Origin of the sequence: Carnobacterium sp. AT7 (assembly GCF_000171855.1) — a bacterium.
In the GTDB taxonomy this organism is placed as follows: Bacteria; Bacillota; Bacilli; order Lactobacillales; family Carnobacteriaceae; genus Carnobacterium_B; species Carnobacterium_B jeotgali.
This window is the reverse complement of record NZ_ABHH01000004.1, coordinates 134,096-141,653: the sequence shown is the minus strand read 5'-3', so window position 1 is coordinate 141,653 and position 7,558 is coordinate 134,096. Positions and strand designations below refer to the sequence as shown.

Below are 7,558 nucleotides of genomic sequence, written 5' to 3'. Positions count from 1 at the left end.
ACGATAGGGTTATCTATAACAGGAGTAGGAGTGTTCATGAGTGGATGTGGAGCAGCAGAGCAAGCTGATCCATCATCAGATAATAGTCATACAGAAGAGACAATAAAAGTAGTGACGACGTTTTATCCCATGTATGATTTTACAAAGAATGTGACCCAAGATTTGGCTGAAGTATCTTTACTTTTACCTGCTGGAACTGAAGTCCATGATTTTGAGCCTAGTGCGAAAGATGTTGCGGAGATTCAAGAAGCAGATGTCTTTATTTATAATAGTGAGGAGATGGAAACATGGGTTCCTTCCTTATTGGATACTATTGATTTAACTGAAGTCCTCGTTATTGATGCTAGTGAAGGTATTGCTCTTATTGAAAATGAAGCCGTTGAAGAGCACCACGATTCAGACCACGAGCACGCAGTTCATGAGCATGATCATGAAGAAGAGCACGGTCATATGATTGATCCGCATATTTGGTTAGATCCGGTCCTTGCTCAAGAAGAAGTGAACACTATAAAAGCAGGTCTAATTGAAGCTGATCCTGAAAACGAGGAAAATTATGAAGTTAATGCTGATACCTATAATCAAAAATTGGAAGCATTAGATCAAGAATATAAAGAAGCTTTTCAAGAGTCAGAGAACCGAACATTTGTCACACAACATGCAGCTTTTGCTTATTTAGCTCAACGATATGATTTGAATCAAGTATCAATAGCAGGCTTATCATCTGAAGAAGAACCTAGTCCATCTAAATTAGCTGAGTTATCCCAATTAGTCGATCAAGAAGGAATGGAGTATATTTACTTTGAAGACAATAGTTCTTCTAAAATCGCCGAAACGTTGGCAAATGAAGTTGGCGTTGAATTAGCGCTATTAAGTCCTTTAGAAGGAGTTAGTCAATCAGATCAAGATGCTGGAGTAGATTATATCGAAGTTATGAAAAATAATTTAGAATCATTAAAGAAAAGTATCCGTTAAAAGATCCAGAGAAATTATAATGTAAAACAACAATTTATTAGCTATCTTTTATCGAATAAAGTAAGATGAAGACACGTCTTACACCATTTGTAGAACAAAAGAAATGGTGGCAGGGAGGGACAGCTAAATGTTTGATAAGATAAAAAATCCAATTCTGTTTCAAGGAGATTTAACTAAAAATAATTATTTTGAAGGGTGGTACTATAAGCACGTTTCAGTTGATAAAAAAACTAGTATTAGTTTTATTCCTGGAGTGAATTTATTCAAAGGAGACGAGCATAGTTTTATCCAATACATTTATGTCACACTAAATGAGCAAAATGAAAAAACGACAAAAACCGGTTATATTCGTTATCGGTTAGATGAATTTAGTTACCAAGCTTATCCGTTCTTAGTTCAAATTGGACAAACTATTTTTACGGAATCGTTTGTTTCTATCTATCTGAAAGATGAGCAGTTTACGATTCAAGGGAAAATAGGGTTAGGTACTTTTCAACAGATAAAAACGTCTATTCTGTCTCCATCAATCATGGGAATGTTTGCATATATTCCTAAAATGGAATGTTACCACGGTGTCATTAGTATGAACCATCATTTACAAGGTACTTTAACAATCAATAATAGAGAAGTTGAATTTACGAATGGCAAAGGGTATATTGAAAAAGATTGGGGCACTTCATTTCCGAAAGAATACATTTGGATCCATTCTAATCATTTTAAAAATGAGAATACTAGTCTCTTCTTTTCAATTGCACATATTCCGTTTCATGTGACTACTTTTAAAGGCTTTATTTGCAACCTCATAGTGAACGATAAAGAGTATCGATTTGCAACTTATAATGGCAGTACAGCTAAGATAGTGAGTCAAACGAAAGATACAGCGCTGATCGTACTTAAAAACAAAGAAGTAGAATTGACGATTCAGGGAATGATTACAAGTTCTGGTAAACTAATCGCTCCTAAAAATGGAAGTATGAATAAAGCAATTAAAGAAGGTTTATCTGGAGAAATCGACATTCTTTTGAAAGATAAGAAACAACAGACAATCTACCAAGATGTAAGCAAATTAGCAGGTATTGAAATAGTAGAAGCTTAGGTTAATGAGGTGAGAAAATGGGGAATCTTGACCAGAACGTAATGTATGGTTCTTTTGACTATGATGTAGGGACACTTTATCTAGCGGCAACCGAGAAGGGGCTTTGTTTTGTAGGCTCTCTAAATGAGTCACTAAGAGAACTTGAAGATGGAGTGGGAAAATTATTTCCAAAAGCAGTTTTAGTAGAAAATAAAGCCGGATTACAGCTTTATCATCAACAATTTTTAGATTATTTTAACAGTTCTAGGACTACTTTTACGCTGCCTATAGATGTTAATGGGACGCTATTTCAACAAAAGGTATGGAAAGCTTTAAACGCTATTCCTTATGGACAAACCAAATCGTATGGCGAAATTGCAGTAGAAATCGGACAGCCTGGTTCTTTTCGGGCAGTAGGAACTGCAATTGGCAAAAATCCTTTATTAATTGTTGTACCTTGCCACCGGGTCATTCATAAAAATGGGAAGTTAGCCGGTTATCGAGGAAAGTTAGCTATGAAAGAAACATTATTACAATTAGAAAAAACCCACAGGAAGTGTGCTAAGAAAAAAGTGAACTAAACTAAATACAAATAGATCATGCTTGAATCGAAGCATGATCTATTCGTATTTAGTTGAATAATAATAAAAGTGATGGACGAAATGTCAGATTGTGTTTATACTATATATAGCTATATAATTTATTTAGCGACTATATATAGTGCTTTAAAGGAATAGATAGGGTGGCGATAGGAAATGAAAATAAACCATGATAGTTTTTGTGAAAGTTCAAACAATCTTAAAATAAAAGTAATGAAAAGAGATGGACGAGAAGTTGAGTTTAAAGAAGAAAAAATCTTTGAAGCTTTATTAAAAGCCCAACGTTCATTAATAAAAGAAACAGATGAAAAAAGTATTCAGGAACTTAAAGAGATTGTCGAAGTAATAAAAAAGGAAATAGCCCAACGATTTGTCAGCAATATTAAAATTTATGAGATTCAAAGTATCGTAGAACATGTTCTAATAGATGCGCATAAACATGAATTAGCAGAAGCCTACTTAGTTTATAGAACCCGCCGCGATTTGGAAAGAAGTCAAGCAACAGATATAAACTATGCTATCCATGGTCTTTTACGTAAAGAACAGACTGTAGTAAATGAAAATGCGAATAAGGATAGCAACGTATTCAATACTCAAAGAGATTTAACTGCCGGAGTAGTTGCAAAATCGATTGGACTTAAAATGCTACCAAAGCATGTTGCTAATGCGCACCAAAAAGGAGATATCCATTATCATGACCTAGACTACCAACCGTATGCTCCAATGACAAATTGTTGTTTGATTGATTTTAAAAGCATGTTTAAAGAAGGTTTTAAAATAGGGAATGCAGAGGTAGAAAGTCCACGATCTATTCAAACAGCGGCTGCTCAAATGGCACAAATTATTGCTAATGTAGCTTCTAGTCAGTATGGAGGATGCAGCGCAGATCGAATTGATGAAGTATTAGCTCCTTATAGTCGTTTGAATTATCAAAAACATTTGCAGACTGCTAGCGAATGGGTCACAGGAGAAGAAAAACAAAAACAATATGCACGTGAAAAAACAAAGAAAGATATTTATGATGCTATGCAGAGCTTAGAATATGAAATCAATACTCTTTATTCCTCCCAAGGACAAACGCCTTTTACCACGTTAGGATTTGGATTAGGAATGGATTGGTTTGAACAAGAAATTCAACGTTCTATACTATTAGTTCGCATCAATGGATTGGGAAAAGAAAAGAGAACAGCCATTTTTCCAAAACTTGTTTTCACTCTTAAACGAGGGGTTAATTTGGATCCTGAAGATCAAAATTATGATATAAAAAAATTAGCCCTTACTTGTTCAACCAAAAGAATGTATCCTGATGTTTTAATGTACGATAAAGTTATTGAGTTAACGGGCAGTTTTAAAGCACCAATGGGGTGTCGTTCTTTTTTACAAGGATGGAAAGATGAACATGGACAAGAAGTGAACTCTGGAAGAATGAATTTAGGTGTGGTCACACTTAATTTGCCTCGTGTGGCAATTGAATCTAAAGGAAATCAAACCATGTTTTGGGAGCTATTTGAAGAACGATTAAAGGTTTGTCACGATGCTTTAGTTTATCGTGTTCAAAGGACAAAAGACGCATTACCAGAAAATGCTCCTATTTTATATGAGTATGGTGCTTTTGGAAAACGACTAAAAAAAGGAGATAGTGTAGATGATCTCTTTAAAAATAAACGGTCGACGATCTCTTTAGGCTATATTGGACTTTATGAAGCTGCGACAGTCTTTTTTGGACCAGAGTGGGAAAAAAATGAAACTGCCAAGGCATTTACAGTGAATATCTTGAGTAAAATGAAACAACATACAGATCAGTGGGGAGAAAAGTATGGCTATCATTTTAGTGTGTATTCGACTCCTAGCGAAAGTCTAACGGATCGGTTTTGTCGCTTAGACACAAAGAAATTTGGCGTGTTGACAGACATTACGGATAAAGAATATTACACAAATAGTTTTCATTACGATGTGCGAAAAAAACCAACACCGTTTGAAAAAATAGAATTTGAAAAAGCTTATCCAGAGTATACTTCTGGTGGCTTTATCCATTACTGTGAGTATCCAAATATGCAGCAGAATCCTAAAGCTTTAGAAGCTGTGTGGGATTTTGCATATGATCGAATCGGATACTTGGGAACCAATACACCAATCGATCAGTGTTACAAATGTGGATTTGAAGGAGACTTTGATCCGACTGAGCGAGGATTTAAGTGTCCAGAATGTGGAAATACTGATCCAAACAGCTGTGATGTTGTGAAAAGAACGTGCGGATATCTAGGAAATCCTCAAGCTAGACCAATGGTGAATGGAAGACATAAAGAAATATCAGCTCGGGTCAAACATATGTCAGCCAATGGGGAGGAAGTACTATATGAGAAATCCTAAACCAAAAGAATGGCTTGCTGCGGATTATAGTCAAGGCCGAATTGCAGATTACAAACCGTTTAATTTTGTAGATGGAGAAGGGGTAAGGTGCAGCCTTTATATGAGCGGATGTTTATTTGCCTGCAAAGGGTGTTACAATAAAATAGCTCAAAATTTTTCATATGGAGTGGAGTATACTATAGAACTAGAAGACACAATTATTGCCGATTTAAGTCATTCTTATGTTCAAGGACTGACACTACTGGGTGGAGAACCTTTTTTGAATACACAAGTTGCAATTCCTTTAGCTAAACGTATTCGCTCGGAATACAATGAGACCAAAGATATTTGGTCTTGGACTGGCTATACGTGGGAAGAATTGATGCAAGAATCGGATGATAAACTGGAATTGCTATCATTAATCGATGTCGTTGTAGATGGACGATTTGAATTAGCTAAAAAAGATTTAACGCTTCAGTTTAGAGGGAGTTCAAATCAGCGCATTATTGATGTCCAAGCGTCATTGCGACATGGAAAAGTTGTATTGTGGGAAAATCCTTTTCATTAACAAATAAGAATAATTAAGCGAACTGTTTTATCCGCAAGTAGCATGAAGAGAATAAAATATGCTACACTACAAATAAATAAAGGAGCGGATATGATGGATGGAAAGACAAGAGCAAATATTAAAATTGATGCATTAGTAGATATCGTTCTAAAAAAAGATCAACGAACCAATAAACTAACTAGAGGTCATGTGAAACGTATATTGACTAACAGTGGTCAGCATCCACATGGAATCAAAGTCATGTTAAAAGAAGGAGACCAAGTTGGTCGTGTACAAAAGATTTTAACGGATGAAACAAAGTTAAAATAAAATTTTTAAAGTAAAGAGGCTGGAACTTTCGTTCCAGCCTCTTTACTTTGTGATTGTCAAAATGTTCGACAGATTAGTTAGGTACCCTTTTTACTACATGTTGAAGACGAGCACTGATCAAAAAAGCAAAAATAGCTTTAACGATATCACCTGGGATAAATAATAAGAATCCAGTTTTTAAAATAAGACTGTTAGCCAGATTTAAATCAAGGTAACCATTTAAGATGAAAGCCATGTATGGCAACCCCAAAAGATAAAAAATGCTAGAACCTATCAAAAGAGCTACTGAGGCAGACTTTATTGAGAAAGGTCTATTTTCTAGAAATCTTGCCATCACATAAGCCCCCACAATAAAGCCAATCACAAAGCCAAAACTAGGACTTAAAAATGATTGGAAACCTTTAAAAATTAGGATTAAGAACAAGTGCAGACTTTGGGCAAGGAAAGCCGCTCTTTTTTGTAACATAAGCCCAGTTAACAAAACAAATAGTGTTTGCAATGTAAAAGGAACGGGCCCAAAAGGCAAACTGATGTAACCGCTGATTAAGGTCAATGCTGCCATAAGACTAGAAAGTGTTACTTCTCGCGTGGTTAATTTTGACATAATTAATCTCCTCTTAAAATGGCTTTTTGATGCTGATTTCGCCATAAGATAGTGTTCGTTTCTGACCGTCAGCCATTTGGACCACGAGTCCTCCTTGAGGATCAATATCAATTGGAATGGCTTCAAACTCTTGTTTACGTTCTTTAAAAGTAATTTTTTTCCCCATCACAAAACAGCGTTTCTTATAATCTGCTAGAAAAGAACGTTCTTCAATCGTTTGATAAATACCATCAAATTGATTTGCAATTTCAGCTATTAAACGATTCCGGTTAATGTTTTCTGTTTCTTTAGAAGACATTAGTGAACCCGCAATAGTGTCTAATTCAGCTGGAAAACCAGTCAAAGGTTCTTTGACATTCAAGCCTATGCCAACAATTAAGGTTTCTATTTTGCCACTTTCAAAATCAGATACAGCTTCAGTTAAAATTCCACATATTTTCGTCCCATCAAGGTAAATGTCATTTACCCACTTGATTTGCGGCTTTTTAGCGGTTAATTTTTCAATAGCTAAACAGACTGCTACAGCTGTCGCAGTAGTGACTAATGGAGCATCAGCCATATCTAAATTTGGTTTTAGGAAAAAACTCATATAAACACCAGTTTGATTAGGAGAATAAAATGTTTTGCCCATTCGTCCGCGTCCTTTTGTTTGTTCTTCAGAGAGAACAAGCCCTTGGTTTATGGGATCTTTTAGGGCGATTTTTCTGGCTTCGTTATTTGTAGAATCAATTGTTTTAAAGGCATAAATAGGAAAAGACTGCAGTGTTGGTTGTAGGTATAGTCGGATGGTTTCAATCGAAAGAATATCTGATTTTGAAGAAAGTCGGTACCCTTTATTTGTGACAGCTTCAATGATATACCCTTCTTCTTGTAAAGCTTTGATTCCTTTCCAGACAGATGTTCTAGAAAGCGATAAAGCATCTGCTAAAGTTTGTCCTGAAATACTTTTTCCATCTTGTTGTTCTAATAGAGCTAAGATGCGTAATTTTGTAGACATTCATTCACCTCGTTTTTTTATAGTATAAAAGGAACAATTTAGATTGTCAACTCGTTTTAAATTTAAAGGTAACAATCGAAAAAAT

At 35.3% G+C, this 7,558-nt stretch carries 8 protein-coding genes; 6 read left to right on the top strand and 2 right to left on the bottom strand.

The window, feature by feature from the left end:
- Positions 1 to 3 precede the first annotated feature (3 nt).
- The 6 genes from CAT7_RS02945 to CAT7_RS02920 all read left to right on the top strand — a co-directional run bounded on the left by CAT7_RS02945 (position 4) and on the right by CAT7_RS02920 (position 5,872).
- A complete protein-coding gene (locus CAT7_RS02945) occupies positions 4 to 972 on the top strand; it encodes a metal ABC transporter substrate-binding protein (protein ID WP_035019347.1) in 969 nt (322 codons plus the stop codon).
- Positions 973 to 1,099: 127 nt separating this feature from the next.
- Complete coding sequence (locus CAT7_RS02940; protein ID WP_007721834.1) at positions 1,100 to 2,068, top strand: tocopherol cyclase family protein; 969 nt, start codon at positions 1,100 to 1,102, stop codon at positions 2,066 to 2,068.
- A 17-nt stretch (positions 2,069 to 2,085) separates the two neighbouring features.
- On the top strand, positions 2,086 to 2,628 hold the full coding sequence (locus CAT7_RS02935; RefSeq protein ID WP_007721826.1) for a methylated-DNA--[protein]-cysteine S-methyltransferase: 543 nt from the start codon (positions 2,086 to 2,088) through the stop codon (positions 2,626 to 2,628).
- A gap of 174 nt (positions 2,629 to 2,802) precedes the next feature.
- Entirely contained in the window at positions 2,803 to 5,016 is a 2,214-nt protein-coding gene (gene nrdD, locus CAT7_RS02930; protein WP_007721825.1) for an anaerobic ribonucleoside-triphosphate reductase, read from the top strand.
- Positions 4,985 to 5,563 carry an anaerobic ribonucleoside-triphosphate reductase activating protein gene (gene nrdG, locus CAT7_RS02925; protein ID WP_407389826.1) on the top strand — a complete coding sequence of 193 codons (579 nt, stop codon included), beginning with the start codon at positions 4,985 to 4,987 and terminating at the stop codon, positions 5,561 to 5,563. The genes nrdD and nrdG overlap by 32 nt, the downstream gene beginning before the upstream one ends.
- A gap of 93 nt (positions 5,564 to 5,656) precedes the next feature.
- Complete coding sequence (locus CAT7_RS02920; RefSeq protein WP_007721821.1) at positions 5,657 to 5,872, top strand: YwbE family protein; 216 nt, start codon at positions 5,657 to 5,659, stop codon at positions 5,870 to 5,872.
- Between the two features lie 73 nt (positions 5,873 to 5,945).
- Here CAT7_RS02920 and CAT7_RS02915 read toward each other — a convergent pair whose 3' ends face one another.
- Complete coding sequence (locus CAT7_RS02915) at positions 5,946 to 6,476, bottom strand: biotin transporter BioY (protein ID WP_007721818.1); 531 nt, start codon at positions 6,474 to 6,476, stop codon at positions 5,946 to 5,948.
- A gap of 13 nt (positions 6,477 to 6,489) precedes the next feature.
- Positions 6,490 to 7,473, bottom strand: coding sequence for a biotin--[acetyl-CoA-carboxylase] ligase (locus CAT7_RS02910; protein ID WP_007721816.1), 984 nt, complete (start codon positions 7,471 to 7,473; stop codon positions 6,490 to 6,492).
- Positions 7,474 to 7,558 lie beyond the last annotated feature (85 nt).

Bases quoted from the DNA above. Each gene is read 5' to 3' on its own strand.
- nrdG (WP_407389826.1), top strand. From the start codon at position 4,985: ATGGGGAGGAAGTACTATATGAGAAATCCTAAACCAAAAGAATGGCTT.
- CAT7_RS02935 (WP_007721826.1), top strand. From the start codon at position 2,086: ATGGGGAATCTTGACCAGAACGTAATGTATGGTTCTTTTGACTATGAT.
- CAT7_RS02940 (WP_007721834.1), top strand. From the start codon at position 1,100: ATGTTTGATAAGATAAAAAATCCAATTCTGTTTCAAGGAGATTTAACT.
- CAT7_RS02915 (WP_007721818.1), bottom strand. From the start codon at position 6,476: ATGTCAAAATTAACCACGCGAGAAGTAACACTTTCTAGTCTTATGGCA.
- CAT7_RS02920 (WP_007721821.1), top strand. From the start codon at position 5,657: ATGGATGGAAAGACAAGAGCAAATATTAAAATTGATGCATTAGTAGAT.
- nrdD (WP_007721825.1), top strand. From the start codon at position 2,803: ATGAAAATAAACCATGATAGTTTTTGTGAAAGTTCAAACAATCTTAAA.
- CAT7_RS02910 (WP_007721816.1), bottom strand. From the start codon at position 7,473: ATGTCTACAAAATTACGCATCTTAGCTCTATTAGAACAACAAGATGGA.